Origin of the sequence: Shinella agrisoli, from assembly GCF_046557955.1 — a bacterium.
GTDB lineage: Bacteria > Pseudomonadota > Alphaproteobacteria > Rhizobiales > Rhizobiaceae > Shinella.
This window is the reverse complement of record NZ_JBJIEP010000014.1, coordinates 88,970-115,877: the sequence shown is the minus strand read 5'-3', so window position 1 is coordinate 115,877 and position 26,908 is coordinate 88,970. Positions and strand designations below refer to the sequence as shown.

General features: G+C 65.6%; 25 protein-coding genes. 10 read left to right on the top strand and 15 right to left on the bottom strand.

Annotated features, from left to right (window positions below):
• Positions 1-41: 41 nt before the first annotated feature.
• The 3 genes from ureE (at position 42) to ureG (ending at position 1,915) form a co-directional block, all read left to right on the top strand.
• Complete coding sequence (gene ureE / locus ACIIOY_RS16065; RefSeq protein ID WP_411035682.1) at positions 42-554, top strand: urease accessory protein UreE; 513 nt, start codon at positions 42-44, stop codon at positions 552-554.
• Complete coding sequence (locus ACIIOY_RS16060) at positions 538-1,206, top strand: urease accessory protein UreF (protein ID WP_411035734.1); 669 nt, start codon at positions 538-540, stop codon at positions 1,204-1,206. The genes ureE and ACIIOY_RS16060 overlap by 17 nt, the downstream gene beginning before the upstream one ends.
• Positions 1,207-1,303: 97 nt before the next feature.
• Complete coding sequence (ureG, locus tag ACIIOY_RS16055; RefSeq protein WP_411035681.1) at positions 1,304-1,915, top strand: urease accessory protein UreG; 612 nt, start codon at positions 1,304-1,306, stop codon at positions 1,913-1,915.
• Between the two features lie 2 nt (positions 1,916-1,917).
• On the opposite strand, the gene ACIIOY_RS16050 is transcribed toward ureG, so the two are convergent.
• The 8 genes from ACIIOY_RS16050 to ACIIOY_RS16015 form a co-directional block, all read right to left on the bottom strand.
• Positions 1,918-2,601: a Crp/Fnr family transcriptional regulator gene (locus tag ACIIOY_RS16050; RefSeq protein WP_411035680.1), complete on the bottom strand. Its 684-nt coding sequence runs from the start codon at positions 2,599-2,601 to the stop codon at positions 1,918-1,920.
• 155 nt (positions 2,602-2,756) lie between these two features.
• On the bottom strand, positions 2,757-6,068 hold the full coding sequence (locus ACIIOY_RS16045) for an efflux RND transporter permease subunit (RefSeq protein WP_411035679.1): 3,312 nt from the start codon (positions 6,066-6,068) through the stop codon (positions 2,757-2,759).
• 143 nt (positions 6,069-6,211) lie between these two features.
• Positions 6,212-7,420, bottom strand: a complete 1,209-nt coding sequence (locus tag ACIIOY_RS16040) for an efflux RND transporter periplasmic adaptor subunit (RefSeq protein ID WP_411035678.1) — start codon at positions 7,418-7,420, stop codon at positions 6,212-6,214.
• Between the two features lie 306 nt (positions 7,421-7,726).
• Entirely contained in the window at positions 7,727-8,719 is a 993-nt protein-coding gene (locus ACIIOY_RS16035) for an ABC transporter substrate-binding protein (RefSeq protein ID WP_411035677.1), read from the bottom strand.
• 21 nt (positions 8,720-8,740) lie between these two features.
• Positions 8,741-9,610: an ABC transporter permease gene (locus tag ACIIOY_RS16030; RefSeq protein WP_411035676.1), complete on the bottom strand. Its 870-nt coding sequence runs from the start codon at positions 9,608-9,610 to the stop codon at positions 8,741-8,743.
• A complete protein-coding gene (locus ACIIOY_RS16025) occupies positions 9,607-10,491 on the bottom strand; it encodes an ABC transporter permease (RefSeq protein WP_411035675.1) in 885 nt (294 codons plus the stop codon). Before ACIIOY_RS16025 ends, ACIIOY_RS16030 begins: the two co-directional genes overlap by 4 nt.
• Before the next feature lie 3 nt (positions 10,492-10,494).
• Positions 10,495-10,830, bottom strand: a complete 336-nt coding sequence (locus ACIIOY_RS16020) for a DMT family transporter (RefSeq protein ID WP_411035674.1) — start codon at positions 10,828-10,830, stop codon at positions 10,495-10,497.
• Complete coding sequence (locus tag ACIIOY_RS16015) at positions 10,830-11,624, bottom strand: ABC transporter ATP-binding protein (protein ID WP_411035733.1); 795 nt, start codon at positions 11,622-11,624, stop codon at positions 10,830-10,832. The genes ACIIOY_RS16020 and ACIIOY_RS16015 overlap by 1 nt, the downstream gene beginning before the upstream one ends.
• A gap of 125 nt (positions 11,625-11,749) precedes the next feature.
• Here ACIIOY_RS16015 and ACIIOY_RS16010 point away from each other — a divergent pair, with 125 nt between their 5' ends.
• Positions 11,750-12,163 (top strand): cupin domain-containing protein, encoded by a 414-nt coding sequence (locus tag ACIIOY_RS16010; RefSeq protein ID WP_411035673.1) that lies wholly within the window; start codon positions 11,750-11,752, stop codon positions 12,161-12,163.
• A gap of 218 nt (positions 12,164-12,381) precedes the next feature.
• Here the strand turns inward: ACIIOY_RS16010 and ACIIOY_RS16005 are convergent, their stop codons facing one another.
• From ACIIOY_RS16005 to ACIIOY_RS15995, 3 genes are all read right to left on the bottom strand, one after another.
• A complete protein-coding gene (locus ACIIOY_RS16005; RefSeq protein ID WP_411035672.1) occupies positions 12,382-12,759 on the bottom strand; it encodes a hypothetical protein in 378 nt (125 codons plus the stop codon).
• Complete coding sequence (hydA, locus tag ACIIOY_RS16000) at positions 12,759-14,213, bottom strand: dihydropyrimidinase (protein WP_411035671.1); 1,455 nt, start codon at positions 14,211-14,213, stop codon at positions 12,759-12,761. The genes ACIIOY_RS16005 and hydA overlap by 1 nt, the downstream gene beginning before the upstream one ends.
• Before the next feature lie 73 nt (positions 14,214-14,286).
• Positions 14,287-15,537: a Zn-dependent hydrolase gene (locus tag ACIIOY_RS15995; protein WP_411035670.1), complete on the bottom strand. Its 1,251-nt coding sequence runs from the start codon at positions 15,535-15,537 to the stop codon at positions 14,287-14,289.
• 275 nt (positions 15,538-15,812) lie between these two features.
• On the opposite strand from ACIIOY_RS15995, the gene ACIIOY_RS15990 reads away from it, so the two are divergent.
• Complete coding sequence (locus tag ACIIOY_RS15990; RefSeq protein WP_411035669.1) at positions 15,813-16,463, top strand: TetR family transcriptional regulator C-terminal domain-containing protein; 651 nt, start codon at positions 15,813-15,815, stop codon at positions 16,461-16,463.
• On the opposite strand, the gene ACIIOY_RS15985 is transcribed toward ACIIOY_RS15990, so the two are convergent.
• On the bottom strand, positions 16,444-17,667 hold the full coding sequence (locus ACIIOY_RS15985) for an OpgC family protein (protein ID WP_411035668.1): 1,224 nt from the start codon (positions 17,665-17,667) through the stop codon (positions 16,444-16,446). The genes ACIIOY_RS15990 and ACIIOY_RS15985 overlap by 20 nt on opposite strands.
• A gap of 75 nt (positions 17,668-17,742) precedes the next feature.
• On the bottom strand, positions 17,743-18,681 hold the full coding sequence (locus ACIIOY_RS15980) for a DMT family transporter (RefSeq protein ID WP_411035667.1): 939 nt from the start codon (positions 18,679-18,681) through the stop codon (positions 17,743-17,745).
• 111 nt (positions 18,682-18,792) lie between these two features.
• Between ACIIOY_RS15980 and ACIIOY_RS15975 the strand changes: the two genes are divergently transcribed.
• Positions 18,793-19,431 carry an exopolysaccharide biosynthesis protein gene (locus ACIIOY_RS15975; RefSeq protein WP_411035666.1) on the top strand — a complete coding sequence of 213 codons (639 nt, stop codon included), beginning with the start codon at positions 18,793-18,795 and terminating at the stop codon, positions 19,429-19,431.
• Positions 19,432-19,597: 166 nt separating this feature from the next.
• Here the strand turns inward: ACIIOY_RS15975 and preA are convergent, their stop codons facing one another.
• Together preA and ACIIOY_RS15965 are read right to left on the bottom strand one after the other, a co-directional pair.
• The gene (preA, locus tag ACIIOY_RS15970; RefSeq protein ID WP_411035665.1) at positions 19,598-20,911 is read right to left on the bottom strand and encodes an NAD-dependent dihydropyrimidine dehydrogenase subunit PreA; all 1,314 of its coding nucleotides are present in this window, start codon (positions 20,909-20,911) and stop codon (positions 19,598-19,600) included.
• A gap of 12 nt (positions 20,912-20,923) precedes the next feature.
• Positions 20,924-22,285 (bottom strand): NAD(P)-dependent oxidoreductase, encoded by a 1,362-nt coding sequence (locus tag ACIIOY_RS15965; RefSeq protein ID WP_411035664.1) that lies wholly within the window; start codon positions 22,283-22,285, stop codon positions 20,924-20,926.
• 258 nt (positions 22,286-22,543) lie between these two features.
• On the opposite strand from ACIIOY_RS15965, the gene ACIIOY_RS15960 reads away from it, so the two are divergent.
• The 4 genes from ACIIOY_RS15960 to ACIIOY_RS15945 all read left to right on the top strand — a co-directional run bounded on the left by ACIIOY_RS15960 (position 22,544) and on the right by ACIIOY_RS15945 (position 26,900).
• Entirely contained in the window at positions 22,544-23,497 is a 954-nt protein-coding gene (locus ACIIOY_RS15960; protein WP_411035663.1) for a sugar-binding transcriptional regulator, read from the top strand.
• A gap of 180 nt (positions 23,498-23,677) precedes the next feature.
• Entirely contained in the window at positions 23,678-24,991 is a 1,314-nt protein-coding gene (locus ACIIOY_RS15955; protein ID WP_411035662.1) for an ABC transporter substrate-binding protein, read from the top strand.
• 201 nt (positions 24,992-25,192) lie between these two features.
• The gene (locus ACIIOY_RS15950) at positions 25,193-26,065 is read left to right on the top strand and encodes a carbohydrate ABC transporter permease (protein WP_411035661.1); all 873 of its coding nucleotides are present in this window, start codon (positions 25,193-25,195) and stop codon (positions 26,063-26,065) included.
• Positions 26,066-26,075: 10 nt separating this feature from the next.
• Entirely contained in the window at positions 26,076-26,900 is an 825-nt protein-coding gene (locus ACIIOY_RS15945) for a carbohydrate ABC transporter permease (protein WP_411035660.1), read from the top strand.
• Positions 26,901-26,908 lie beyond the last annotated feature (8 nt).

Here is a 26,908-nt window from a genome sequence, read left to right as displayed (position 1 = left end):
ACGTAGAGCGATGCATCGGCGGTTTCCTTGGCCGGGCAAACATGCTTTTCTCGGTGCACGCCATCGACGCCAGAGATCGCCCTTTGCCCTATCGCTCCACGGAAATCCTGCCGCACGGCACAGGCGGAAGCCGCACGCCCATCGACATCGTCGTGCTGACGCACGACCAGCGCCATGTGCGCCGCAAGCTCCTGCATATGCAGCATGACGATGTCGTCATGCTCGATTTGAGGGAGCCGGTCCAGCTTGCCCATGGCGATCTCCTGCTGACCGAGACGGGGGAGACCATAGAGGTGATCGCGGCCGAGGAGGAACTGTACGAGGTGACGCCGAAGGACCGGCTGCATCTCGTCGAACTCGCCTGGCACCTCGGCAACCGCCACTTGTCGGCGCAGATCGAGGAGGCGCGCATCGTCATCCTGCGGGACCACGTCATCCGCGACATGCTGATCGGGCTCGGCGCGTCCGTGCGCGAGATTTCCGAGCCGTTCCATCCGCTGCGGGGTGCCTATCACGGCGCGGGACATGGCCATCATCATCACGGCCATGGCTGACACGGCGGCGCTCGTGCGGCTGATGACCTGGCTGTCGCCGGCCTTCCCGGTCGGCGCCTTCGCCTATTCCGGCGGGCTGGAGCAGGCGGTGAGCGACGGCGACATCCGCGATGCGGCGACGCTGAACGACTGGCTTTGCAGCCTGCTCGGCCGCGGCAACCTCTGGAACGACGCCGTGCTCTTCGCCGAAGCGCACCGCTCCTTCCAGGATGGGGAGCGGCTGGCGGAGGTGGCGGCCTTGGCGGCGGCGCTTTCCGGCTCGGCGGAGCGGCACCGCGAGACGATGCTGCAGGGCGAGGCCTTCCTCGCCGCCGCGTCGAGCTGGCCCCATCCGGTCCTCGGCGGGCTTGTGGCCGCGGCCTATCCGGTTGCCGTCGGGGCGGTTGCCGGCGCGCATGGCATTTTGGGCGAGGCGGCGCTGGCCGCTTATCTCCATGCCGTGGCCTCGAACCTCGTCTCGGCCGCCATACGCTGCGGCGCCATCGGCCAGCGGGACGGCGTGGCGGTGCTGGCCGGGCTGGAGGCGCGGATCGTCGCGCTTGCGGGGATCGCATCCGCTTCGACGCTTGCCGATCTCGGTTCCTCGACGATCCGTGCCGATATCGCCAGCCTCCGGCACGAGACCTTGCCGACGCGGCTGTTCCGCTCGTGAGCGCGCTTGCGGCACCGCCCGCGCGGGCGCAGATTTTCATCCAGGGCGCGGCGGCATTCCCGTCCGCCGCCCGTTCCAGATCCTCCGGAGGTTCATGATGACATCGAAAAACGGTCCCCTGCGTGTCGGCATCGGCGGTCCGGTCGGCTCGGGCAAGACGGCGCTCACCGAAAAGCTCTGCAAGGCGATGCGCGGGCGCTATTCCGTCGCCGTCGTCACCAATGACATCTATACGAAGGAGGATGCCGAAGCGCTGGTGCGCATGCAGGCGCTGCCTTCGGACCGCATCGTCGGCGTGGAGACGGGCGGCTGCCCGCACACGGCGATCCGCGAGGACGCCTCGATCAACCTTCAGGCCATCGCCGATCTCAACCGGCGTTTTCCCGATCTCGACGTGGTCTTCATCGAATCGGGCGGGGACAACCTGGCGGCGACCTTCTCGCCGGACCTCGCCGACCTGACGATCTACGTGATTTCCGTCTGCCAGGGCGAGGAAATCCCGCGAAAGGGCGGGCCAGGCATCACACGCTCGGACCTTCTCGTCATCAACAAGAAGGATTTGGCGCCGCATGTGGGCGCGGATCTGGATGTGATGGAACGGGATACGGAACGCATGCGCGCCGCGCGCCCCTTCGTCTTTTCCGACATGAAGCGCGGGGAGGGGGTCGACCGCATCGTCGATTTCCTGCGCGTGCAGGGCGGGCTTTAGGGTCAGACCCTGCGCAAGGCTTCCGGATCGCCGATATGGACGAGGCGGCCGCGCACGTTGACGCCGTGGTTGCGCAACAGGGAGAAGGCGCGGGAGAGGGCTTCCGGCGCAAGACCGAGCTTCCCGGCGAGCAGGCTCTTCTGGTAGGGCAGGCGGAAGCTGGCCGCCTTGCCGTCCTGCGGGCAATAGGTGAGCAGATAGCGCGCCACGCGCTGCGGCGCGGTGTGCAGCCGGTCGTCGGCAAGGCTCGCGAAGGCCTTGGAAAGCTGGGCCGAAAGGGCCGTGGCAAGCACCACGGCAAGGTCCGGCCGGCGGCTGGCGAGCTCGCGCACGCGCTTGAGGTCGAAGCGGGCGATCAGCGAGGGTTCGGCCGCCTGGGCGGTGGCGGCATAGCGGCCGCCGTCGAGCACGACGCTGGCGCCGATCAGGTCTCCGGGGCCGTAGAGCTCTACATCCGCTTCCCGGCCGTCCGGATCGAGCTTGTAGACGCGGACATACCCCGAGAGCACGCAATGCAGCGTATCGGCAGGTTCGCCTTCACGGAACAGCATCTGGCGGGCCGGCAGGTTGCCGATGACCGCGATCTCCATCATCCCCGTGACGCTTTCAACGCCCAGCGCAGAAAGAAGGCCTGAGTTCAGCAGGGTCTCGCGCTCCCGTGCGCCCGGTTTCATCAGCCTGTTCATCGATCTCACTCCGTGCTCCCGCAGGCGTCGTTCGGTCTTCGATGACAAGACGATAGTCGAGGTCGTGGAAGTCTTACTTGATTTCGATCAATGAAGATGAAAACGGCCGGCCCCGCGTCTGCCGGGCCGGCCGTTTCGTTCCGGGACCAGGGGGGCTACTCGGCGGCGAGCGGCGAGTGGTGCACGACGCTGAAGGGCTTGCGCTCGCCGTTTTTCCTTTCGAGCGTCTCGATGCGCTTTTCGAGTTCCGCCACCTCGCGCGCGGTCTGGTCGGCAAGGCGGGTGAGGGCTTCCGGCTCCATGGCCAGCAGCTCCTCGTCCTTCTTGCCGACGAAGCGGCCGAAGAGCCAGGCGAGCACGCGCGAGAGGTCGTCCATGATCAGGAAGAAGGACGGCACGACGACCAGCGAGAGCACCGTCGAGACGATGATGCCGCCGATCACCGCGATCGCCATGGGCGAGCGGAAAGAGCCGCCCTCGCCGACGCCGAGCGCCGAGGGCAGCATGCCGGCCGACATGGCGATGGAGGTCATGACGATCGGACGGGCGCGCTTGCGGCCGGCCTCGATCATGGCCTGCACCCGCTCCATGCCGTGGTGCATCATCTCGATGGCGAAGTCGACGAGCAGGATCGCGTTCTTCGTCACGATGCCCATCAGCATGAGGATGCCGATGAGAACGGGCATGGAAAGCGCGTTCTGCGTCAGGATCAGGCCCGCCGCCACGCCGCCGATGGCGAGCGGCAGCGACAGGAGGATGGTGAAGGGCTGGATCACGTCCTTGAAGAGCAGGATCAGCACCATCAGGACGAGCAGCAGGCCGAGCAGCATGGCATTGGCGAAGGACTGCTGCATCTCCGCCTGGATTTCCGCATCGCCGCTTTCGGCGAACTGCACGGTCGGCGGCATGTCGACGCTGGAGGCGATTTCCTTGAAGCGGGCGATCGCCGTATCGAGCGCCACGCCCTGCCGGAGGTCGGAGCCGATCGAAACGACGCGGTTGCGGTTGTGCCGCTTCACCGAGCTCGGGCCTTCCGAATAGTCGATGTCCGCGACGGAGGAGAGCGGCACGAACTGGCCGCCGGCCGCCTGGATCTTGAGGTTGCGGATCGCCGCGAGGTCGGCACGGAAGCTGCGGTCGACCTGGACGCGGATCGGGATCAGGCGGTCGTCGAGCGAGACCTTGGAGAGCTGGGAATCGATGTCGCCGATGGTGGCGACACGGATGACCTCCGAGATCTGCGCCGTCGTGATGCCGAGGCGGGCCATCTGGTCGTCACGCGGGCGGATCTGGAGTTCCGGCCGCGGCAGCGAGCCTTCCGAGCTGACATTGGCCAGCAGCGGATCGGCGCGCAGCTTGGATTCCAGCACGGCGACGGTGTCGCTGAGGTCCGCCTCGTTGTTGGAGAGCAGGTTGAACGCAAGGTCACGCTCGCCGCGGTCGTTGAGCTTGATGACGCGCACGTCCGGGATATTGCGGAGCGTCGCGAAGATTTCCTTCTCGATGTCCCATTGCGGGCGCAGGCGTCCCTTCGCCTCCAGTTTCGGCAGGTACTGGCCGATCACCGGGATATGGCCGAGCACGTCGTTCACCAGCCTGTGGGAAAGCGAATGCTCGAGCCTGTCGAGGATGACGGTCACCGAGGCGCGGCGCAGTTCCAGGTCTCCCTTCGGCGAGGAGCCGCCCAGGACGAAGACGCTCTGGATGCCGTCGATGTCCTTGATACGCTCGTAGATCTGCGTGGTCGTGCGGTCGGTATCCTCCAGCATCGCGTCCGGCGGCAGCTCGACGGAGAGCACGACGCGCGAGGCGTCTTCCGGCGGCAGGAAGCTGCCGGGCACCGTGAAGAGCAGGCTGACCGAGCCGATGAGGAAGACGATGGCGGCAAGGAGCGTCGCATAGCGGGCATACCATGTGCCCGTCGTCTTGCTGACGAGCCAGGTATAGCCGCGCATGAAGGCGCCTTCCTTCTCCTCGCCGTGCCCGTCCGCATCGCCCGAGCGCATGAGGTAGGCCGCCATGACCGGTGTGATCAGGCGCGCCACCGCAAGCGAGAAGAACACCGCCACGGCGACGGTGAGGCCGAACTGGATGAAGTACTGGCCCGGAATGCCCGGCATGAAGGAGACCGGCACGAAGACCGCGATGATGGTGAAGGTCGTCGCGATGACCGCAAGGCCGATTTCGTCGGCGGCCTCGATGGCGGCCCTGTAGGGCGTCTTGCCCATGCGGATATGCCGCGCGATGTTCTCGATCTCCACGATCGCGTCATCCACGAGGATACCCGTGGCGAGCGTCAGCGCCAGGAACGAGACGAGGTTCAGCGAGAAGCCCATCATGTCCATGACGAAGAAGGTGGGGATCGCCGAGAGCGGCAGCGCGACGGCCGAGATCAGCGTCGCCCGCCAGTTGCGCAGGAAGAGGAGGACCACGATGACGGCGAGCAGCGCGCCCTCCATCAGCGTGTGCAGCGCGGCCTCGTAGTTGCCGTAGGTGAAGTAGACGGCGTCGTCGACCAGTTCGACCGAGACGTCCGGATATTGCGCGCGCACCTTGTCGAGGGACTTGGCGACGGATTCGGCGACCGTCACCTCGCTGGCCCCCTTGGAGCGGAAGACGGCGAAGGTCACGACGGGATTGCCGTTGAAGCGCGAGAAGGAGCGCGGCTCCTCGTAGGTATCGGTGATCTTGCCGAGTTCGGCCAGCCGCACGAAGCGGCCGTTCGGCAGGGCGATCATCGTGCTGTTGAGCTTCTCGACGGAGCGGGCGTCGCCCAGCGTGCGGATCGCCTGCTCGGCGCCGGCGACCTGGCCGCGGCCCGAGCCGACATCCGTGTTCATGCTGCGGATCTGGCGGTTCACGTCGGCGGCGGTAATGCCGAAGGAATCGAGCTTGTCCGGGTTGAGGTCGATGCGCACCTCGCGGTCGGCGCCGCCGAAACGGTCGATCTTGCCGATGCCCGGCTGGCCCTGGAGCGCGCGCTTGACCTTGTCGTCGACGAACCAGGACAGCTCTTCGAGCGTCATGTTGGGCGAGGAGACCGCGAAGGTCTGGATCGCCTGGCCTTCCACGTCGATCTTGGTGACGACCGGCTCCTCGATCGAGGCGGGCAGGTCGCTGCGGATGCGGTCGATCGCGTCCTTGACGTCCTGAAGCGCCTGGTCCGTCGGCTTTTCGATCTCGAAGAGCACGGAGGTGACGGAACTGCCGTCGGTGACGGTCGACATGATGTCGTCGACGCCCTCGATGCCGGCGACCGCATCCTCGATTTCCTTCGTGACCTGAACCTCGAGCTCCGCAGGAGCGGCGCCGCTCTGCGTCACGGAAACGGCGATGACGGGCACGTCGATATTGGGGAACCGCGTGATCGGCAACGTATAGAAGGATTGGATGCCGACATACATCAGCAGGAAAAACGCGAGCAGCGGCGCAATCGGGTTGCGAATGGACCAAGCTGAAAAGTTCATGTCCCCGAAGTCCTTGTTGAGAGACCAGACGTTCCACGGGCTCCGGCCCCTTCCCGGGTGGCCCGTCATGCCACCGGGCGCCCCAGCCCGGCATTCGCTTCCGTCCGCTGCGGAAGCGGCCCCGCCGAGGCGGGACCGTCACGTCATTTCGTGGCCGCGGCCTGTTCGGCATGGACCGGATTGACCCGGTCGCCGTCGCGGACATAGGCGCCGGCCTTGGCGACCACCTCGTCGCCGGCCGCAAGGCCGCTGACGATCTCGATCACCTGGCCGTCCTGGATGCCGGTCTCGACCGGGACCAGCTTCACGACGCCGTTCTCGACCTTGCGGGCCACCGTCTTGCCGTCCGCCGTCGTGATGGCGGACAGCGGCAGGACGATGCCCTCCCTCTCCTCGACGACGATCTCGGCGCTGGCGAACATGCCGGCGCGCGCCCTGCCCGGATCGTCGAAGCGGATATAGACGCGGCCGAGGCGGCTCTGCGGGTCGAGCGTCGGCTCGACGAGGCGAACCGTGCCGGTGAGCCTGGCGGCGCCGCCGGCGAGCGCGACGGTCGCCTTCTGGTCCGGCGCGAGCTTGAGGATCGCATCTTCCGAAACGTCCGCCTTCAGCTCGATCTCGCCGTCGCGGATGACGGTGAAGAGCGGGGAGGCGGCACCGCTCGCGATCGCGCCGATCTTCGCCGTGCGGGCGGAGACGATGCCGGCGACCGGCGACTTCACCGCGGTGCGGGCGAGCTTCAGGTCGATGTCGTCGATCTGGGACTGGGCCACCTTGATGTCGGCCTCCGAAACGCCGATCGCCTGCTCGGCCGAATTGACGCGGGCAAGCGCCGCATCCGCGGCGGCGACGGCCTGGTCGACGGCGGCCTGCGACTGCGAACCGGATTTCACGAGCCGCTGGGCGCGGTCGCGGGCGCGGACAGCCTCGTCGGCGGTGGCCCTGGCTTCGACGAGCTGCGCCTTGATCTGCGCGAGCGCGGCCTCGGCCTTGGCCAGCGTGGCCTCGGTCTGGCTCTTCTGCAGGAGCAGGGCGTCGTCGTTCAGCGTGGCGAGCGTGCCGTTCGCTTCGATCCTGTCGCCGACATCGGCGGCAAGCGTGCGGATCGAAAGGCCGTCGACGAGCGGCGTGACGTAGACCTCCTCGACCGCCTGGACCGTTCCGGTCGCGATCACGCGGTCGACGATGGCGCGCGTCTCAGCGGCGGTGACGACGATCGCCGGAAGATTCTGTGCCTGCTGCTGTGCGGCTGCATCGCCGGTCGCCGCATCGGCGGCGAAAGCGAGAACCGGATTGACCGTCATGAACGCGGCGACGGAAAAAGAGAGAACTTTCCTGTGTCCAGAAGCCATAGGCCGAACTTTCCCAAAGCATGACGTTATGATCTTGGTCCGGGCGTTCTTCTTGTTCTTCTTGCCGGACCTTCATTCCCTGTCAGTGTGGCGGACACGGAACGGCTCCCGGGCCTCTCCAAGCTCCAACTGTCCGGTCTATGTAATTGGCGCGCATCGCCCTTACAAGAGGTAACGGAATGGTGCCTCATTATTTTATACGTTTGACATTTCGATGGCAACGCGGCACGTCGCCGCGTTGCTTCCCTCCGAAATGAAACGTGCGGGGACCAGGCCCCGCACGTGCCGTTTTCCCCACGCGGGGATTTACTTGAGCGCCTCGTCCGTGATCTCGTGCGTCCAGGCGCCTTCCGGCTCCTTGGAAATGACCGGATCCGAACCGCCGGCAAGCAGCGAGGCTACCGTGCGCTTGTAGTCCGCCTCGTCGAGCGCGCCGTTGGAGCCGGCGGTCAGCTTGGCGACCTCGCCCATCATGCGCTTCTGGTGCGCTTCGGTCTGCGCGCCGGTCGAGTCGTTCTCGAGAACGATGTCGGCGGCTTCGTCCGGGTTCTCCTCGGCGTATTTCCAGCCCTTCATGGAAGCGCGCACGAACTTGACCATCCTTTCCTTGAAGGCCGCGTCCTTGAGCTTGTCTTCCAGCACGTAGAGGCCGTCCTCCAGCGTCGCGACGCCCTGGTCCTCGTACTTGAAGGTCACGAGGTCCTCCGGCTTGATGCCGGCGTCGATGACCTGCCAGTATTCGTTGTAGGTCATGGTGGAGATGCAGGCGGCCTGCTTCTGGATCAGAGGATCGACGTTGAAGCCCTGCTTCAGCACGGTCACGCCGTCCGGCCCGCCGTCGGTCGGGATCTTCAGGTGGCTCATCCAGGAGAGGAAGGGATATTCGTTGCCGAAGAACCAGACGCCGAGCGTCTTGCCCTTGAAGTCCTCCGGTCCGGTGACGCCGGATTCCTTCAGGCATGTCAGCATCATGCCGGACGACTTGAACGGCTGGGCGATGTTGACGAGCGGCACGCCCTTCTCGCGGGTGGCGAGCGCCGACGGCATCCAGTCGACGATGACGTCGGCGCCGCCGCCGGCGATCACCTGGGCGGGCGCGATGTCCGGGCCGCCGGGCTTGATCTCGACGTCGAGGCCCTCCTCCTCGTAAAAGCCCTTGTCTTTCGCGACGTAATAGCCGGCGAACTGGGCCTGCGTCACCCATTTCAGCTGAAGCGTCACCTTGTCGGCGGCCTCGGCCTGGAACGCGGCAAGCGAGAAGGCGCTTGCCATAAGCAGCGATGCGATCTTCGTTTTCATGTCAGTTCCCTCTTTCTTATTTTACGCCTGTCCACCGCGGACAGACGGGTGCCAGAACGTGACGACCCGCTCGATGAGCGCGACGATCCCGTAGAAGGCGGAGCCGGCCACCGCGGCGACCGCGATTTCGGCCCAGACCATGTCGACATTCATGCGGCCTACTTCCGTGGAAATCCGGAAGCCCATGCCGACGATGGGTGTTCCGAAGAATTCTGCGACGATCGCGCCGATGAGCGCGAGCGTGGAGTTGATCTTGAGCGCATTGAAGATGAAGGGCCAGGCCGCCGGAAGGCGCAGCTTGAGAAGCGTCTGGAACCAGTCGGCGGCGTAGGTGCGCATCAGGTCGCGCTCCATGTGGCTCGTCGCGGCAAGGCCCGAGACCGTGTTCACCAGCATGGGGAAGAAGGTCATGATGACGACGACGGCGACCTTCGACTGCCAGTCGAAGCCGAACCACATGACCATGATGGGCGCGACGCCGATGACCGGCAGGGCCGAGACGAAGTTGCCGAGCGGCAGGAGGCCCTTCTGCAGGAAGGGCGAGCGGTCGATGAGGATGGCGACCGCGAAGCCGAGGCCGCAGCCGAGCGCATAGCCGACGAGCACCGACTTGAGGAAGGTCTGGCGGAAATCCGCCCAGAGCGTCGGCACGGAGCTGACGAGCCGGGCCCAGATCATGCTCGGCGGCGGCAGAAGGACGGAGGGGATGGCGAAGCCCCGCACGATGCCTTCCCAGAGCACGAGGACGGTGACGCCGAAGATCAGCGGCACGGCGAGGCGCGCGGCGCGGTCGGCGGCGGGGCTTGCGAATTTCCGGCGCACCAGCCATTCGTTGAATGCCCAGGCGGCGAGCCAGAAGACGATGGCGGTAAGGAGGATGGAAAGGTTCATGCCCGTGCCCCCATGCGCTTGAGGACGAGGCTGTGGGCGAAGCCGACGACGACGACCAGCAGCGCGGCCACTGCCGCCGCCATGAAGAGCGCCGCCCAGATCTGCACCGTCTGGCCGTAGTAGGAGCCGGCGAGCAGGCGCGCGCCGAGGCCGGCGACCGCGCCGGTCGGCAGTTCGCCGACGATGGCGCCGACCAGCGAGATGGCGATCGCCACCTTCAGCGAGGTGAAGAGGTAGGGCATGGAGGCGGGCCAGCGCAGCTTCCAGAAGGTCTGCGCGCTCGAAGCATTGTAGGTGTGCATGAGGTCGAGCTGGATCTGCTCGGGGCTCCTGAGGCCCTTCACCATGCCGACGACGACCGGGAAGAAGGAGAGGTAGGTCGAGATAAGCGCCTTCGGCATCAGGCCGGAAATGCCGACGGCGTTCAGCACCACGATGATCATCGGCGCGATGGCGAGGATGGGGATCGTCTGGCTGGCGATGACCCAGGGCATCAGCGAGCGGTCCATGGCCCGGTTGTGCACGATGGCGATGGCGAGCAGGATGCCGAGCACCGCGCCCATGGCGAAGCCGAGGAGCGTCGCCGAAAGCGTGATCCAGGCATGGTAGACGAGGCTGCGCCTGGAGGTCACAGCCTTGTTGACGGTGGTGTCCCAGAGCTCCGCGAAGACCTGGTGCGGCGCCGGCAGCACCGGCCGCTCCTGCGCCATGGTCTTCGGCAGGAGCTCCATGAAGCCGACCGTCCCGCCGGCGCGCGCCGCCTGGTCGCGCTCGAAGGGCGCGTTGAGGACGACGGCAAAGACGTACCACAGCACGACGAGCGCCAGCACGACGGTACCTATCGGAAGCAGGCGGTCGCGGAGGAAGCTTGCCTTGTCCATGGCTCAGCTCCGCGCGGGAGAGGGCAGCAGCATCAGCCCCATGGCGAGAATGCCGAGGCCGACGCCGGCAAGCTGGGTGCCGCTCAGCCGCTCGCCGAAGAACAGGAAGGCGATGACGTTGACGAGCAACAGCTGGGTGATGGCGGAAAGCGAGATGGCAAGCCCCAGCCCGCCCTCGCGCATCAGCCGCAGCATCATCAGGTTGCCGACGATGTAGAGCGTCATGGAGAGCAGGAGGTAGAGGATGTTCGTCGTGCCGACATAGGCGCGCGAGGAGGTTGCCGCGCCGATGAAGACGGCGGTCGCGCCGAAGAGCCAGAGCACGAAGGGCAGCTTCATCAGGCGTGCTCCTCATAGCTGTGCCCCGCCCTCAAACCTTCGCGCACGCGATGGGCGACCTCCAGGAATTCCGGCGTCTCGCGGATGCCGAGGGGCCGTTCCTTCGGCAGCGGCGAGTGGATAACGTCGGTGACGCGGCCGGGGCGGGGGCTCATGACGACGATCTTCGTCGAGAGGTAGACGGCCTCGGGGATCGAGTGGGTGACGAAGCAGATCGTCTTGTGGGTGCGCGCCCAGAGCTTCAGAAGCTGCTCGTTGAGATGGTCGCGCACGATCTCGTCGAGCGCGCCGAAGGGCTCGTCCATCAGGAGGAGATCGGCGTCGAAGGCGAGCGCGCGGGCGATGGAGGCACGCTGCTGCATGCCGCCGGAGAGCTGCCAGGGATATTTCTTGCCGAAGCCGGAAAGGTTGACGAGGTCCAGCGTGCGCTCGATGCGCGCCTTCCGGTCCTCCCGGGAATAGCCCATGATCTCCAGCGGCAGGGCGATGTTCTTCTCGATGGTGCGCCAGGGATAGAGCGCCGCCGCCTGGAAGACGTAGCCATAGGCGCGGCGCCTGCGGGCCTCCTCCGGCGTCATGCCGTTGACGGTGATCGAGCCGGAGGTCGGTTTTTCGAGGTCGGCGATGACGCGCAGGAACGTCGTCTTGCCGCATCCGGAGGGGCCGATGAAGGAGACGAAATCGCCCTTGCCGACGGAAAGGTCGACGCCGGTAAGCGCCGTGACCGGGCCGTCGGCGGTCTGGAAGGTAAGGCCGAGATCCTTGGCGGAGACGACGGAATCGGACGGGGACATGCTGCTCATCTTTCGGCGCCTCGCACGGCGCGGTTTCCAGCAGACTGCATGTCCCTTCCCGGCATTGCAATCGGCATTGTCTGCGGTATCACCTTGGGCACGGAATTCTCGCGGGGAACGAAACGATGACGGTTGAAACGAAGGCCGAGTGCCGGGTGGTGCGCCCGGGCGGCGCCTATGACGGAAAGCAGGGGTTCAGCTATTTCGAGGGCATCGCCCGCGAGACGGTGGGCTCGTCCGGCATCTGCATGCATCTCCTGACGATCCCGCCGGGCGGGCGGGCAAAGGCCCACATGCACGAGAGCCACGAGACGGCGATCTACATGCTCTCCGGAGAGGCGCATACCTGGTACGGCGCGCGGCTGGAGAACCACGTCGTCGTGAAGGCCGGCGAGATGTTCTACATCCCCGCCGGTGTGCCGCACCTGCCGGCCAACCTTTCCGGCGAGCCGGCCTCGGCCGTCATCGCCCGGACAGATCCCCATGAGCAGGAGAGCGTGGTGCTTCTGCCGCATCTCGAGGGGCTGGTTGCGGTTTAGGGGGCGGAGAGTGCAAGCACCCCCCTCTGTCCTGCCGGACATCTCCCCCTTACGGGGGGAGATCGGAAAGCCGTAACGTCTTCCCGAGACAGGATGGTTTTGTGCGCGGCAAGGGCGATGCATTCGCTGTGGCGCGGAGAGTGCTCCCAGCCGATCTCCCCCCTTGAGGGGGAGGTGTCCGGCAGGACAGAGGGGTGTATATGCCGCGGGCCTGATGCTCAAGACTTGCACCGCATCAGCGGCCCCCAGCGCGTGCCGTCGGGAAAGCTGACGGTGTAGCCGCCGCTATCCGGCGTCAGCGTCAGCTCGTGGGATGTCGGCTCGTCCGAGCCTTCCTCGTGGCATTCGGCCGGCACGACCGTCGCTCCGCCGACCTTCCTTCCCTCGCCCTTGAATTCGCAATGGGAGGCGGCGGTCGTGACGCCGTCCTTCCTTAAGAGGAAAAAGAAATCGGCGCCGGAGGATTCACCCGTCTCGGCATAGCGGCAACCTTCCTGGTCGCCGTAGCTGCCGTCCACGATGTCGGCCGCCGCGCCCGCCGGACCGGCAAGAACGATACCGAGAAGAAGGGCGGGGAGCGGACGGCCGGCGCGCATCACACGCCGCTCGCCGGAATGCCGCTGCGCTCCACCTTGCGCGGCGCGGTGATCTCCTTCCAGGTCGACAGCGCCTTGCTGACGGCCGGGAAGGGCTCGCGCCTGACGAACTGGCCGTGGCCCTCGCGCGTCTTCACCGCGCTTTCCTCGACGGCGACGACGCCACGCGTCAGCGTGTAACGCGGCAGGCCCGTCACCTCCTTGCCCTCGAAGACGTTGTAGTCGATGGAGGATTGCTGGTTCTTCGCGGAGATGGTCTTGGAGCGCTTCGGGTCCCACACGACGATATCCGCATCCGCGCCGACGAGGATCGCGCCCTTCCGCGGATAAATGTTGAGGATCTTCGCGATGTTGGTGGAGGTGACGGCGACGAACTCGTTCATGGTGAGGCGGCCGGTGTTGACGCCGTGGGTCCAGAGCATCGGCATGCGGTCTTCCAGGCCCCCGGTGCCGTTCGGGATCTTGCGGAAATCGCCGGCGCCGGTGCGCTTCTGGTCCGTGGTGAAGGCGCAGTGATCCGTGGCGACCACTTGCAGGGAGCCGCTCGCAAGGCCGGCCCAGAGCGAATCCTGATGCTGCTTGTTGCGGAACGGCGGGCTCATGACGCGGCGGGCGGCGTGGTCCCAGTCCTTGTTGAAATATTCGCTCTCGTCGAGCGTCAGGTGCTGGATCAGCGGCTCGCCGTAGACGCGCATGCCGTTCTGCCGGGCGCGGCGGATCGCCTCGTGCGCCTGTTCGCAGGAGGTGTGCACGACATAGAGCGGCGCGCCGGCCATGTCGGCGATGATGATGGCGCGGTTCGTCGCCTCGCCCTCGACGGAGGGCGGGCGCGAATAGGCGTGGCCCTCCGGCCCGTTGTTGCCCTCGTCCATCAGCTTCTGCTGCATGGCGGCGACGACGTCGCCGTTCTCCGCGTGGACGAGCGGCAGCGCGCCGAGCGCGGCGCAGCGCTGGAAGGAGGCGAACATCTCGTCGTCGTTCACCATCAGCGCGCCCTTGTAGGCCATGAAGTGCTTGAAGGTGTTGATCCCCTTCTCCTCGACGACTGTCTTCATCTCGTCGAAGACCTGCTCGCCCCACCACGTCACGGACATGTGGAAGGAATAGTCGCAGTTGGCGCGGGTCGACTTGTTGTCCCAGCGCTTCAGGGCGTCGAGCAGCGACTGGCCGGGATCGGGCAGACAGAAATCCACCACCATGGTCGTGCCGCCGGCAAGGCCGGCGCGCGTGCCGCTCTCGAAATCGTCGGCCGAGTAGGTGCCCATGAAGGGCATTTCGAGATGCACGTGCGGGTCGATGCCGCCCGGCATGACATAACAGCCCGCCGCATCCAGCACCGTATCGCCCGAGAGGTCCGGCCCGATCTCGACGATCTTCCCGCCTTCGACCTTGATGTCCGCCTTGTAGGTGAGGTCCGCGGTAACGATGGTCCCGCCCTTGATGACTGTGCTCATGATGGTCCGTTCCCTGTCTTGATTCTTCTTGCACGCAAAGCGCGGAGCCGCCCGGCAGGCCGGACGGCGGAACTCACTCCGCAATCCCCGCCGTCTCGATCACCGCGTGGAGCAGCACGTCCGCGCCGGCGGCGGCCCATTCCCTGGAAATCTCCTCCGCCTCGTTGTGCGAGAGGCCGTTAACGCAGGGGCACATGATCATCGTGGCGGGGGCGACTTTGGCGGCCCAGCAGGCGTCGTGGCCGGCACCGGAGATGATGTTCATATGGCTGTAGCCGAGGTCCTCGGCGGCCTTGCGGACGGTCGCGACCAGCGTCGGATCGAAGGTGACGGGATCGAAATGGCCGACCGCCTCGACAGAGCAGCCGACGCCGAGTTCTTCGCAGATCCTCGGCGCCTCCGCCTCGATGCGGGCGCGCATGCCGTCGAGCTTGGCCTGGTCCGGCGAGCGGATGTCGACGGTGAAGACGACCTTGCCGGGCAGCACGTTGCGCGAGTTCGGCGAGAAGAAGACCTGGCCGACGCCGCCGACGGCCCCCGGCTGGTTCTCCATGGCGACCGACTGCACCATCTCCAGGATGCGGGCCATGGCAAGACCGGCATTGACGCGCATCGCCATCGGCGTCGAGCCGGTATGCGCCTCGCGGCCGGTCAGCGTGAATTCCAGCCACCACAGGCCCTGACAGTGGGTGACGACGCCGATGTCCTTGCCTTCCGCCTCGAGGATCGGGCCCTGCTCGATGTGGTATTCGAAATAGGCGTGCATCTTGCGCGCGCCGACCTCCTCGTCCCCGGCCCAGCCGATGCGCTGCAGTTCCTCGCCGAAGGTCTTTCCCTCCGGGTCCTTGCGGGCATAGGCATAATCCTTCGTGTGCACGCCGGCGAAGACGCCGGAGGCGAGCATGGCGGGGGCGAAGCGGGCGCCTTCCTCGTTCGTCCAGTTGGTGACGACGATGGGATGTTTCGTCTTTATGCCGAGATCGTTCAGCGAGCGCACGACCTCGAGGCCGGAAAGGACGCCGAGCACGCCGTCGTACTTGCCGCCGGTCGGCTGGGTATCGAGATGCGAGCCGATATAGATGGGCAGCGCCTCGGGATCGGTACCCGCGCGCGTCATGAACATGGTGCCCATGGCGTCGACGCCCATGGTGAGCCCCGCCTCCTCGCACCATGTCCGGAAGAGCTGGCGGCCTTCGGCGTCGGCGTCGGTCAGCGTCTGGCGATTGTTGCCGCCGGCGACGCCGGGGCCGATCTTCGCCATCTCCATGAGGGAATCCCACAGGCGGTCCGCGTTGACACGCATGTTCTCGCCGGGTGCGGCCATGTCGTATGCTCCCACGTCTTCGGGCTCTGCGAAGCCTCATTTTGTTCCCGCCGGCCGGTGGCGCCGTTGTTGTTTTTGCGCCTTCCGATCAGGGCAGTTGCCTTTGTCTGATAACTGCCTGATAATTTGACCGGTTGGTAAACATTACAGCTTCCGTAGCGGCACTCAAGCCGAAAAACCAAAAAGCTTGGGGCTTCGCCCAAGAAAATGGCGGCTGGCTAAACTGGTGAATTTGACGGCACTTTTCCGGACGAGGGAAGCGCCGAGGGGGCACGATGGTACTACCGAGGGCAGCCAGGACGCAGCGGCGCACACGCATCCAGGAGGAGAAGGAGGAGCGGATCCTCGAAGCCGCGCTGGAAGTGTTCTCGCTGCACGGGTTCCGCGGCGCCACGGTCGACCAGATCGCCGAAGTCGCCGGCATGTCGAAGCCGAACCTGCTCTACTATTTCCGTACCAAGGAGGCGATGCACCGCGCGCTGATCACCCGCGTGCTCGATACCTGGCTCGATCCGCTGCGCGAATTCGATGCGGAGGGCAACCCGGTCTCGGAAATCCGCAGCTACATCCGCCGCAAGCTGGAGATGGCGCGGGATTTCCCGCGCGAGAGCCGGCTCTTCGCCAATGAAATCCTGCAGGGCGCGCCGAACATCGAGGACGAGCTGAAAGGGCCGCTGAAAGCGCTCGTCGACGAGAAGGCGGAGGTCATCCGCAGCTGGGCGAAGGCGGGCAAGATCGCCAAATGCGATCCCTATCACCTGATCTTCTCGATCTGGTCGACGACGCAGCACTATGCCGACTTCGATGTGCAGGTGCGCGCCGTCCTGGGGCAGGATCACGCCGGAGAGGGGCGGTTCGAGGATGCGGCGCGCTTCCTCGAACAACTCTTCCTCAACGGCCTGCACATCAGCGAGCAGCCGGCCTAGATTTCATCTTCAACGCTTCCGCCTTCGGCTGGCCGAACAGGCCGGCGACGATCTGCTCGCGTTCACGCCACAGCGCCGGCAATGCAAGGAGCGCGATGCAGACGACGGCGATCGTGGTCTTGGTGAACTGCGACAGTTCCGGCGTGCGCCCGTCGGCATAGTAGACGGCGTAGACGATGGCGACGTGCCAGACATAGACCTGAAGCGAATGGCGGCCGAGCAGGCGCAGGAAGCGCAGCGTGAAGACCGCGGTGACGGCGCGGGCAAGGCCGCGCACCCAGGCGCTGTGGTGCTTCGGCCCGGCGATCAGCAGCCAGGCGAGGCCGGTCGCCACGGCGGCGAAGTTCAGGAGGTAGACCGGGCCGAAATCGGCGCGGATCTCCATCGTCGCGAACTTGTCGAGCACGGATTGCGGCAGGAGATCCCAGGCGGTGACGATGCGCAGCGGCAGGAAGAACAGGCAGACGGCGAGCGCCGCCTTCGGCAGCAGGGTCTTTTCCGGAGAGAAGATGCGCTGCCAGTCGATCTTGTCCTGCGCGGTCAGCACGCCGATCACCATTGCCGAGAAGAAGACGATCTGCCAGCCGAGCATGTTGAAGCTGGCACGGATGCCCTGGCCGTCCGAACCGGTGATCAGCGTATTCACGGGATCGGTGACGAAGCGCTGCAGGCCGAGCTGCGCGGCCATCCAGACGATCAGCGAGCCGGCCAGCACATGCGCCCATTTCCCGTTGAGGCAGAGCCAGACGAGGGGCGGTGCGAAGAGCATGTAGACGATGTATTGCGGCAGGATGTCCATGAAGGTCGGCTGGAACAGGAAGGTGGCGATCGCCGCCAGCCGCAGCGGCTCGTCGAAATTCGTGGTGCCGAGCCAGTTGTACCAGAGCCGGTAGGCATCGGGCAGCAGCATCTGCACCACGAGCACGGCCATGACCGTGCCCATGGCGTAGCGGTAGAGCTCGAAAGCGCGGCTGTAGATCAGCTGGCGGCCGGTCTCGTAACCGGATTTGAGCATCTTGCGCGCATAGACCATGCCGATGAGCAGGCCGGAGAGGAAGACGAAGCCCTGGGCGTCCTCGACGAAGGCGAACTGGCGATGGTTCACCTCCATCATCCAGTAGCCGCCAACAAAAATCAGATGGTTGATGAGCATGAAGACGAGGAAATAGCCCCGCATGCCATCGATGATCTCAAATCGCTTCAAAATATGCGCTCCGTCGATACTCATACGCCCCAACCGGGCCGCAACGCATGGCGCGGCGGATCGTTCCGAAAAAAATCAGTCGGGCAGGAGCGCCATCAGCGCGAGGCCGCAGGCGGTGACGAGCGCGCCGGCCAGAACCGGCACGCTCGCCCAGCCGTGGCCGAGCAAGCCTTCGAGCAGGATGATGAAGCTCGGCGTCAGGTAGCCGTAGCCGAGCACCTTGGAGGCCGGCAGGCGCATCGAGGCGTATTGCAGGAGCAGGAACGTGCCGGCCGTGGTGACGACGGCGAGATAGGTGACGGCGGCGTAGACCGCGAAGGGCAGGGCGGAAAAATCCGTTTCGATGAGGCCGCGGATGCCGGCCGGCACCAGCCAGATCGTCGCGCCGACCGTGACCCAGAAACCGAAGGCGACCGCCGGCTCCCCGCGGTCGAAGCGGCGGATCAGCGGCACGTAGAGCGCATGGCAGACGACGCCGACGAAGAAGATCATCTCGCCCGCGCCGACGTCGAAGGAGAAGATCGCGCCGATATCGCCGCGGAAGATCACCCAGACGGCGCCGGCGGCGGCGATGACGAGGCCGGCAAGCACGCCGGGCCGCGTCTTCTGGCCGAGCACGGGCAGCGCGAAGGCCGCGCTCAGCAGGGGCATCAGGGTGAAGACCGCGCCTGTGGCGACGGGGCTCGTGAATTCCAGCGCCATGAACATGGTCAGCATGTAGACGGCGATGAGTCCGCCGAGCAGGAGAAAACGCCAGGCCTCTTTCGGCAAGGTGGCGGGAACGCGGAAGAGGCCGAAGGCGAGCGCGGCCATCACGGCGATGGTGAGCATGTAGCGCCAGAGCGTCAGAGGCTCGGCCTCCATGTGGCGCGCGGCCAGTCCGCCGAAGGAGAAGGAGCCGGCGATCAGCACGGCGAAAAGCAGCATGGCGAGGTGGCCCTTCAGCTTTTCGCGGCCTTTCGCGTGTATGGAGAGGCCCGCGCGGGGCGGCATACGCTTCGTCAAGAAAATCACCCTATTGTCTGCGGCGCGGCGCGGTCATAGACCGATGCGCGACAAGGCGCCAGCCCCACAGGAAAGCCGCAATCTCCGCCCATATGCCGGCGGCACAGCAGAGGACAGGCAATGACGATGGCCATCGGCTTCAAGGACACGGACCGCAAGACGAGCGAACTGCTCGAGGACATCATCCGTTCGATCAAGGGCGAGCACGTCACGCTTCGCGACCTTCTGGCGATGATGGGCGAAAGCGGCCTTCTCCTGCTCTGCGCCTTCCTGTCGCTGCCGTTCCTCTTCCCGGTGTCGATCCCCGGCGTTTCGACCGTCTTCGGCGCCGGCATCGTGCTGATCAGCGCGGCGATCACGCTGAACCGCCTGCCCTGGCTGCCGGAAAAGGTCGCCGACCGGCGGCTGGAGAGCGGCAAGCTGAGGCCGGTGCTGGAGCGGGGCGTCACGTTCCTGCGCAAGATCGACCGCTTCTTCAAGCCGCGGCTGGCCTCGCTGACGACGGGGGCCGTCATGAACCGGATCAACGGGCTGGTGCTGATGGGGGCGGGGCTCCTGCTGATGGCGCCGCTCGGGCTCATCCCCTTCTCCAACACGCTGCCGGGCGTCGCCATCCTGCTGCTTGCCGCCGGCATTTCCCAGCGCGACGGGCTGGTGGTTCTCGCCGGCTACGTGATGGTGGTGCTGACGGTCGTCTATTTCGCGGCGCTTGCCTTCCTCGCCTATAGCGCGGGGCAGAGCTTCAATATTTTCGGGTGAGGCGGAGCCGAACATGCCCCTCATCCGGCCTGCCGGCCACCTTCTCCCCGCAAGCGGGGCGAAGGAGATGTGCCGAACCGGTTTCCTCAAACAACGACGGCTCGTGCGGTAAGTCCCCTCTCCCCGCTTGCGGGGAGAGGGTTAGGGTGAGGGGCCGATTTTCCGCCTACTCCGCGGCCTGCTTGGCCATCGGGTTGTTCGGGTGCGTCGTCCAGTTGGCGTAGTTCGGGTCGACCGTCTTGCCGGTGCGCTGGTCGAGCGTGCCGGGTTCGAGGGCGACCATGGTGATGCAGTTCTCGACCGGGCAGACGTTGACGCAAAGATTGCAGCCGACGCACTCGTCCTCCATCACCTCGAAGTGCCTGACGCCGTTGACGTATTGCGTGATCGCCTGGTGCGAGGTGTCCTCGCAGGCGATGTGGCAGCGGCCGCACTTGATGCAGGCGTCCTGGTCGATCCGGGCTTTGGCGATGTAGTTGAGGTTGAGGTACTGCCAGTCCGTGACGTTCGGCACCGCGCGGCCGACGATGTCGTCGAGGCTGCGGTGGCCCTTGGCGTCCATCCAGTTCGAGAGGCCCGTGATCATTTCCTGCACGATCTTGAAGCCGTAGGTCATGGCCGCGGTGCAGACCTGCACGTTGCCGGCGCCGAGCGCCAGGAACTCCGCCGCGTCGCGCCAGGTGGTGATGCCGCCGATGCCGGAGATCGGCAGGCCGTAGGTTTCGGGGTCGCGGGCGATCTCGGCCACCATGTTGAGCGCGATGGGCTTGACCGCCGGTCCGCAATAGCCGCCATGCGTGCCCTTGCCGCCGACCGTCGGGTTCGGCGCGAAATTGTCGAGATCGACGGAGACGATCGAGTTGATCGTGTTGATCAGCGACACGGCGTCCGTGCCGCCGGCCTTCGCCGCGCGGGCGGGCTTGCGGATGTCGGTGATGTTCGGCGTCAGCTTGGTGATGACCGGCATGCGGGTGTACTGCTTGCACCAGCGCACGACCATCTCGATATATTCCGGCACCTGACCGACCGCGGCGCCCATGCCGCGCTCGGACATGCCGTGCGGACAGCCGAAGTTGAGCTCGATGCCATCGGCGCCGGTCTCCTCGACGAGCGGCAGGATCGCCTTCCACTCCTCTTCCACGCACGGCACCATGATCGAGGCGATCAGCGCCCGGTCCGGCCAGTTCATCTTGACCTGCTTCATCTCGATCAGGTTCGTGTAGAGGTCCCGGTCGGTGATGAGCTCGATGTTGTTGAGGCCGAGAAGCCGGCGGTCGGCGCCCCAGATCGCGCCGTAGCGCGGCCCGTTGACGTTGACGACCGGCGGGCCTTCCGAGCCGAGGGTCTTCCAGACCACGCCGCCCCAGCCGGCCTTGAAGGCGCGCTCGACGTTGTAGGCCTTGTCGGTCGGCGGCGCGGAGGCGAGCCAGAACGGATTGGGCGACTTGATGCCGACGAAGGTGTTGCGAAGATCAGCCATGTCACATCTCCCTCAAGCGACGGCAACGGAAGGCTGCGCGCCGGCGGCCAGCATGCGGTTGATCGAATCCGCCGCGTCGCGGCCCTGCGCGACCGAGGTGACCGTCAGGTCCTCGCCCGCCTTCACGCAGTCTCCGCCCGCCCAGACATTGGCCATGGAGGTGCGGCCTTCGGCATCGACGGCGATGCGGCCTCCAGCCATGGCGAGCGCGCCGAGGCCGGAGGCCTCGAAGGTCTGGCCGATGGCCTTGAAGATCTGGTCGGCGGCCAGCGCACCGGTCTCGCCGGTGCCGACGAGCTTGCCGTCGCGCAGCTCGGTATATTCCATCTCGATGCCGGCGACATGGCCGTCCTTGGCGATGACGCGCTTCGGCTGGAGCCAGTGGCGGATCATCACGCCCTTGGAGGCGGCAAGATCCTGCTCGAATTCGGAAGCGTTCATGTGCTCCTTGCCGCGGCGGTAGCAGATCGTCACCTCTTCGGCGCCGAGGAGCTTGGCCTGCACGGCCGCGTCGATCGCCGTCATGCCGCCGCCGATGACGACGACGCGCCGCCCGACCGGCACGCTTGCCTTGTCCTTCGCCTGGCGCAGTTCCGCGATGAAGTCGACCGCATCGACGACGCCCGGCAGGTTTTCGCCTTCGGCGCCGAGCGCGTTGACGCCGGCAAGGCCCATGCCAAGGAAGACGGCGTCGAAATTGGCGGTGAGGTCGGCAAGGGTGAAATCGCGGCCGAGCTTCAGGCCGTTCTTCACCTCGATGCCGCCGATGGCGAGAACGTAGTCGACCTCCCGCTGCGCGAAGTCGTCGACCGTCTTGTAGGTGGCGATGCCGTATTCGTTGAGGCCGCCGGCTTTCTCGCGCGCCTCGAAGATCACGACGTCATGGCCGTTCATCGCGAGGCGGTGGGCGCAGGCAAGGCCCGCCGGGCCGGCGCCGACGACCGCCACGGCCTTGCCCGTGCGTGCCGCGCGTTCGTAGAAATGCTTGTTCTCGGTCATGGCGATGTCGGTCGCATAGCGCTGCAACCTGCCGATCTCCACGGGGCGGTGTTCCGCGGTGTTGCGCACGCAGGCCTGCTCGCAGAGCGTCTCGGTGGGACAGACGCGGGCGCACATGCCGCCGAGGATGTTCTGGTCGAAGATCGTCTTGGCCGAACCGATCGGATTGCCCGTCGCGATCTGGCGGATGAACAGCGGAATGTCGATGGAGGTGGGACAGGCCGTCATGCACGGCGCGTCGTGACAGAAGTAGCAGCGGTCGGCGGCGACCAGGGCCTCGTGGTCGTCGAGGCGCGGATGGAGGTCCGAAAAGTTTCTCTCGTATTCGGCAGGCGCAAGACGCCCCCGATGGATCCCAGATTGCGTCGTTCCCATAGTTATCTCCCATTCGAGTGGGCTTTTTGAATGGGAGAACGGTAACTCAGGTTTATTTTTTTATCAAACGGTAAAATTTCATGGGGAATGCTGGTTTCCCAGGGGCTCCCGCGGATAAAAACATGAGAACGAAAGTTATGTTTTCCTTCTGCCAGCGAAGGTGCACGCTGTCGCCTGTCCCTGCTGCGGCATCACATGACGTTTGACAGATCCCCCGAAATGATGGCAGCAAATCGTGTCGAACAATCGGAGCATGCAATGGCGAAGCGGACGGAAACAGCCGGGCGGCTGGACGATGCGGCGAGGGCCGGCTGGCTCTATTACGTCGCGGGCCGCACGCAGGACGAGATCGCCTCCGCCATGGGCATCTCCCGCCAATCGGCGCAACGCCTGGTTTCACTCGCCGTCGCCGAGCGGCTGATCAAGGTTCGTCTCGACCATCCGATCGCGGAATGCCTGGAGCTGGGCGAAGCGCTCAAGCAGAAGTTCGGCCTCGTGCATGTCGACATCGTGCCGAGCGATCCGGGTTCCACCTCGACGACGATCGGCATCGCCGAGGCCGGCGCGGCGGAGATTGAGCGCTGGCTGAAGAAGCCGGACCCGATCGTGCTTGCGGTCGGCACGGGGCGCACGCTGAAGGCGGCCATCGACCAGCTTCCGGCGATGGAATGTCCGCAGCATCGCATCATGTCGCTGACCGGCAACATCGGTCCGGACGGCTCGGCCGCCTACTACAACGTCATCTTCTCCATGGCCGATGCGGTCAAGGCGCGGCACTATCCCATGCCCCTGCCGGTCCTCGTCTCCTCCATCGAGGAGCGCGACCTGCTGCACAAGCAGAGCCTCGTGCAATCGACGCTGCAACTTGGCCGCGAGGCGGACGTCGCCTTCGTCGGCATCGGCGAGCTCGGCGCGGACGCGCCGCTCTGCCTCGACGGCTTCCTCGATCCCGAGGAGATGGCGCGGCTGATGGAGGAGGGCGCGGCCGGCGAAATCTGCGGCTGGATGTTCGACCGGAACGGCAAGCTGCTGGAAGGCAGCATCAACGAGCGCGTCGCCTCCGTGCCGCTGCCGCCGCGCGAGACGACGACGGTCATCGGCCTTGCCAAGGGCCGGCGCAAGCATGCCGCCATACTCGCTGCCCTTCGCGGCGGCATGATCAACGGCCTCATCACCGACGAGTCGACGGCACGCTACCTGCTTTCGGCCTGAACGGGCCTTCCCGAAGGCGGTGGATAACCATCCGTCAGGCAGAAATTTCCCATGAAATTCAATGCCCGCGGCTCTGCTTTGTGCAGTGCAGCAACGAATGATCGTTGACTTGTTGCGGCATTTTATGAGTAATTGCCCATGAGCGAAGCAAATGCTCAATATCCTTCTGGGAGGAAGACGATGAATCTGAGAACCCTTTTGCTGGGCACCTGCTCGGCTGCTCTCCTGTGCGGTTTCGCCAATGCGGAAACGCTGACCATCGCCACCGTGAACAACGGCGACATGATCCGCATGCAGGGCCTGACGGAAGACTTCACGACGAAGAATCCGGATATTCAGCTCGAGTGGGTGACGCTCGAGGAAAACGTGCTGCGCGAACGCGTCACGACCGACATCGCGACGAAGGGCGGCCAGTACGACATCATGACCATCGGCACCTATGAGGTTCCGATCTGGGCGAAGCAGGGCTGGCTCGTGCCGCTCGACAACCTCGGCGCGGACTACGACGTCGACGACCTGCTGCCGGCGATCCGCTCGGGCCTGACCGGCGAGGACGGCAAGCTCTATGCCGCGCCGTTCTACGGCGAATCCTCCTTCGTCATGTACCGCAAGGACCTGATCGAGAAGGCCGGGCTGACCATGCCCGACGCGCCGACCTGGGAGTTCATCGCGGACGCCGCCCGCAAGATGACCGACCGCAATGCCGGCATCAACGGCATTTGCCTGCGCGGCAAGGCCGGCTGGGGCGAGAACATGGCCTTCCTGACGGCGACCGCGAACGCCTTCGGCGCGCGCTGGTTCGACGAGAGCTGGAAGCCGCAGTTCGATCAGCCGGAATGGAAGAACACGCTCGACTTCTACGTCAAACTGATGAACGACGCCGGCCCGCAGGGCGCGTCCTCCAACGGCTTCAACGAAAACCTGGCGCTCTTCCAGCAGGGCAATTGCGGCATGTGGATCGACGCCACGGTTGCAGCCTCGTTCGTCTCCAACCCGAAGGAATCGACGGTCGCCGACAAGGTCGGCTATGCGCTCGCTCCCGACACGGGCCTCGGCAAGCGCGGCAACTGGCTCTGGGCCTGGAACCTCGCCATCCCGGCAGGCTCGCAGAAGACCGAGGCGGCGGAGAAGTTCATCGCCTGGGCAACCAGCAAGGACTACACCAAGCTCGTCGCCGAGAAGGAAGGCTGGGCGAACGTGCCTCCGGGCACGCGCACCTCGCTCTATGAGAACCCCGAGTACCAGAAGGCGGCGCCGTTCGCCAAGATGACGCTCGACTCGATCAACGCCGCCGACCCGAAGAACCCGGCCGTCAAGCCGGTGCCCTATGTCGGCGTGCAGTTCGTGGCGATCCCGGAGTTCCAGGGCCTCGGCACGACCGTCGGCCAGCTCTTCTCGGCAGCGCTCGCCGGCCAGATGTCGGTCGACGACGCGCTCACCCAGGCCCAGCAGGTCACGACACGCGAAATGACCCGCGCCGGCTACATCAAGTAAACCTCCTCCCCAAGGACGGGCTGCCCGGATGCGTTCCGGGCAGCCGATGAACGGGGATCGTTTCCGGCGCGGCCCGGCCTGCCGCCGCCCGCGCCGGACCTGCAAAAAAACATGTGACAAGAACATTCGGGCTCGCTCCAATAGGGACGCGAAACCTGTCCGGCGCCCCTGAAGCGGCCGGCAAAACGGGAGGTCACGGCAATGGCGACGGAGAACACGCGCGGTTTGTCGCGTCTGATGTTGGCGCCCTCGGTTGGGTTGCTTCTGGTCTGGATGATCGTGCCGCTGGCGATGACGCTGTGGTTCTCGTTCCAGAACTACAACCTGTTGAACCCGGCGAACGTAAGCTGGGCGGGCCTCTTCAACTACCAGTATTTCTATACGGACCCGGCGTTCTTCCAGTCGATCTGGAACACGCTGCTGATCGTGGGCGGGGTGCTCCTCATCACGGTGGTGGGCGGCATTGCGATCGCGCTTCTGCTCGACCAGCCGATGTGGGGGCAGGGGATCGTGCGCATCATGATCATCTCGCCCTTCTTCGTCATGCCGCCGGTGGCCGCGCTCGTGTGGAAGAACATGATCATGCATCCGGGCTACGGGGTTCTGGCCGACATCAACCGGACGATCGGCCTGCAGCCTGTCGACTGGTTCGCGCAGTATCCCCTGTTCTCGATCATCATCATCGTCGCCTGGCAATGGCTGCCGTTCGCAACGCTCATCCTCTTGACGGCGCTGCAGTCGCTCGACGGCGAGCAGAAGGAAGCGGCCGAGATGGACGGGGCGGGCGTGGTCAGCCGCTTCGTCTACCTGACGCTGCCGCACCTGGCGCGGGCGATCACGGTGGTCATCCTGATCCAGACGATCTTCCTGCTCGGCGTCTATGCGGAGATCCTCGTCACCACCAACGGCGGGCCGGGCTATGCCTCGACCAACCTCGCCTTCCTGATCTACCGCACCGCGCTTCTCGGCTACGACGTCGGCGGGGCGTCGGCCGGCGGCATCATCGCCGTCATCCTCGCCAACATCGTCGCCTTCTTCCTGATGCGCGCCGTCGGCAAGAACCTGGACAAGTAGGAGAGACGTCATGGCACGAGCCGTTTCGACCCGCCGCATGGCAGCATTCACCGTCGCCGCCTGGATCGTGGCGCTGATCATCTTCTTCCCGATCCTCTATACGGTCATCACCTCGCTGAAGTCGGAAGCGGAGGCGATCCGGGGCTTCAACCTGATCCCGTCCTTCACGCTGGAAAGCTACGTGACGGTGCAGACGCAGCGCGACTACTTCAAACCCTTCATGAACTCGGTGGTCATCTCGGTCGGCTCGACGCTGCTGGCGCTTCTCGTGGCGATCCCCGCGGCCTGGTCGATGGCCTTCTCGCCGACGAGGAGGACCAAGGACATCCTGATGTGGATGCTGTCGACGAAGATGATGCCGGCCGTGGCCGTGCTGGTGCCCATCTACCTCATCTTCCGCGACACGGGGCTGCTCGACACGCGCGCCGGCCTGACCGTCATGCTGACGCTGATCAACCTGCCGATCGTCGTGTGGATGCTCTACACCTATTTCCGGGAGATCCCCGGGGAGATCCTGGAGGCGGCCCGCATGGACGGGGCCTCGCTGCTCGACGAGATCGTGCATGTGCTGACCCCGATGGCGGTGCCGGGCATCGCCTCGACGCTGCTGCTCAACATCATCCTGGCCTGGAACGAGGCGTTCTGGACGATCCGGCTGACGACGACGAACGCAGCGCCGCTGACGGCCTTCATCGCCTCGTTCTCCAGCCCTCAGGGCCTGTTCTGGGCGAAGCTTTCGGCGGCCTCGACGCTCGCCATCGCCCCCATCCTGATCATGGGGTGGTTCAGCCAGAAACAGCTTGTCCGCGGCCTGACCTTCGGCGCCGTGAAGTAAGGGGAGGG

What these genes read in the sequence shown, in the direction of transcription:
- ureE (WP_411035682.1), top strand. Translation starts at nt 42, where the DNA reads ATGCTTTTCTCGGTGCACGCCATCGACGCCAGAGATCGCCCTTTGCCC.
- ureG (WP_411035681.1), top strand. Translation starts at nt 1,304, where the DNA reads ATGACATCGAAAAACGGTCCCCTGCGTGTCGGCATCGGCGGTCCGGTC.
- ACIIOY_RS16050 (WP_411035680.1), bottom strand. Translation starts at nt 2,601, where the DNA reads ATGAACAGGCTGATGAAACCGGGCGCACGGGAGCGCGAGACCCTGCTG.
- ACIIOY_RS16045 (WP_411035679.1), bottom strand. Translation starts at nt 6,068, where the DNA reads ATGAACTTTTCAGCTTGGTCCATTCGCAACCCGATTGCGCCGCTGCTC.
- ACIIOY_RS16040 (WP_411035678.1), bottom strand. Translation starts at nt 7,420, where the DNA reads ATGGCTTCTGGACACAGGAAAGTTCTCTCTTTTTCCGTCGCCGCGTTC.
- ACIIOY_RS16035 (WP_411035677.1), bottom strand. Translation starts at nt 8,719, where the DNA reads ATGAAAACGAAGATCGCATCGCTGCTTATGGCAAGCGCCTTCTCGCTT.
- ACIIOY_RS16030 (WP_411035676.1), bottom strand. Translation starts at nt 9,610, where the DNA reads ATGAACCTTTCCATCCTCCTTACCGCCATCGTCTTCTGGCTCGCCGCC.
- ACIIOY_RS16025 (WP_411035675.1), bottom strand. Translation starts at nt 10,491, where the DNA reads ATGGACAAGGCAAGCTTCCTCCGCGACCGCCTGCTTCCGATAGGTACC.
- ACIIOY_RS16020 (WP_411035674.1), bottom strand. Translation starts at nt 10,830, where the DNA reads ATGAAGCTGCCCTTCGTGCTCTGGCTCTTCGGCGCGACCGCCGTCTTC.
- ACIIOY_RS16015 (WP_411035733.1), bottom strand. Translation starts at nt 11,624, where the DNA reads ATGTCCCCGTCCGATTCCGTCGTCTCCGCCAAGGATCTCGGCCTTACC.
- ACIIOY_RS16010 (WP_411035673.1), top strand. Translation starts at nt 11,750, where the DNA reads ATGACGGTTGAAACGAAGGCCGAGTGCCGGGTGGTGCGCCCGGGCGGC.
- ACIIOY_RS16005 (WP_411035672.1), bottom strand. Translation starts at nt 12,759, where the DNA reads ATGCGCGCCGGCCGTCCGCTCCCCGCCCTTCTTCTCGGTATCGTTCTT.
- hydA (WP_411035671.1), bottom strand. Translation starts at nt 14,213, where the DNA reads ATGAGCACAGTCATCAAGGGCGGGACCATCGTTACCGCGGACCTCACC.
- ACIIOY_RS15995 (WP_411035670.1), bottom strand. Translation starts at nt 15,537, where the DNA reads ATGGCCGCACCCGGCGAGAACATGCGTGTCAACGCGGACCGCCTGTGG.
- ACIIOY_RS15990 (WP_411035669.1), top strand. Translation starts at nt 15,813, where the DNA reads ATGGTACTACCGAGGGCAGCCAGGACGCAGCGGCGCACACGCATCCAG.
- ACIIOY_RS15975 (WP_411035666.1), top strand. Translation starts at nt 18,793, where the DNA reads ATGACGATGGCCATCGGCTTCAAGGACACGGACCGCAAGACGAGCGAA.
- preA (WP_411035665.1), bottom strand. Translation starts at nt 20,911, where the DNA reads ATGGCTGATCTTCGCAACACCTTCGTCGGCATCAAGTCGCCCAATCCG.
- ACIIOY_RS15965 (WP_411035664.1), bottom strand. Translation starts at nt 22,285, where the DNA reads ATGGGAACGACGCAATCTGGGATCCATCGGGGGCGTCTTGCGCCTGCC.
- ACIIOY_RS15960 (WP_411035663.1), top strand. Translation starts at nt 22,544, where the DNA reads ATGGCGAAGCGGACGGAAACAGCCGGGCGGCTGGACGATGCGGCGAGG.
- ACIIOY_RS15955 (WP_411035662.1), top strand. Translation starts at nt 23,678, where the DNA reads ATGAATCTGAGAACCCTTTTGCTGGGCACCTGCTCGGCTGCTCTCCTG.
- ACIIOY_RS15950 (WP_411035661.1), top strand. Translation starts at nt 25,193, where the DNA reads ATGGCGACGGAGAACACGCGCGGTTTGTCGCGTCTGATGTTGGCGCCC.
- ACIIOY_RS15945 (WP_411035660.1), top strand. Translation starts at nt 26,076, where the DNA reads ATGGCACGAGCCGTTTCGACCCGCCGCATGGCAGCATTCACCGTCGCC.